This is a genomic window from Oleiphilus sp. HI0132 (assembly GCF_001635845.1).
On sequence record NZ_LWGJ01001634.1, the window covers coordinates 1 to 1,313 of the forward strand.

The 1,313-nt window shown below is 41.6% G+C and carries 1 protein-coding gene; it reads right to left on the minus strand.

From position 1 onward, the window contains the following. Positions 1-26: 26 nt before the first annotated feature. Positions 27-1,313, minus strand: a 1,287-nt coding sequence (locus A3766_RS25170) for a bifunctional diguanylate cyclase/phosphodiesterase (RefSeq protein ID WP_156509126.1), incomplete at its 5' end; no start/stop codon positions are given.

Consider the following 1,313-nt stretch of genomic DNA (forward strand, 5'->3'; position numbering starts at 1 on the left):
AGTATTCCAAGCACAAAGCCTTATACTTAAGCTAACTCTTCTAATAAACCAGGTTTTTTAATTCCAAAGCCTTGAGAGTGGTCAACACCAATAGTTCTTAGAACATTCAGAATTTCATAGTTTTCTACATATTCAGCAACTGTTTTCATACCCATAAAGTGAGCTAACTCATTAATTGATTTGACCAAAGCCTGGTCACGTTCGTTGTTAGCGATATTGCCGATAAACACACCGTCGATTTTAATAAAATCAACAGGAAGTTTTTGAATGTAAGCATAGGACGAAAGACCTGAACCGAAGTCATCTAGTGAGAACTTACATCCAGTCTGCTTTAGTACCCGTATAAATTCGATCGCATCAGCCAGATTTGTAATGGCTGCAGTTTCAGTAATCTCAAAACAAATCATTTCCGGAGGAATCGTGCTAGCTGCAAACTGCCCTAGTATAAACTCAAGGAATGAATCATCACTTAAAGAGTTGCCAGACAAATTAATTGAGAAGCCATCAGATTTAGCAACAGACTCTTCATGTGTCTCCATCCAACGCAATACGTTCTGTATCACCCAGCGGTCAACCATCGCCATTCGTCCAAAGTGTTCTGCTGCTTCGATCAACATAACAGGCGGCAATACCTGACCATTATCCCTAACACCCAAAAGAATTTCGTAATGAGGCTTGGCATTGGGGTCGGTGGTGATCGGACGAATTTCCTGACAGCGAAGTGTCAGCAATTCATCGAGATCCTGATCAAGCTTTTGAACCCACTCCAACATCTGATCACGCTTGTGCTGGTCTTTGTCTAGCGCTTCATACAGTACAACGCGATTTCGCCCATGCTCTTTAGCAGAGTCGCATGCGACACCCGCTTTTCGCATCAAGGTGTCGTAGGAGTCAATTTCAACTTCAAAATCGGCAACACCAATACTCACCGTCGTATTGATAGCATGGTCTTCCCAAGTAAAGCTTTGCGAACTGACTTCTTTACAAATATTTTCTGCTACATCGTTTGTCGTTTCAAGCGAACAATTGACCAAAATCATACCAAATTCATTACCACCCAAACGCCCGCAAAATGCATCTTCCAGGCCTTGTGCTTTAATGGTCTGAGCAACATGCTTCAATAAAGCATCACCAGCATGATGCCCATAGCTGGTATTGGTTAAATTGAACTTATCGACATCGATATAAATCAAAGTCGCTTTACTTTGATTAGTAACAGCACCGGAAATACTTTGTTCTAAGCCGCGTTCAAATGCCTGACGATTAAGTAAACCTGTCAATACATCACAACTAGACTGGCTAGCAAGTTCTTC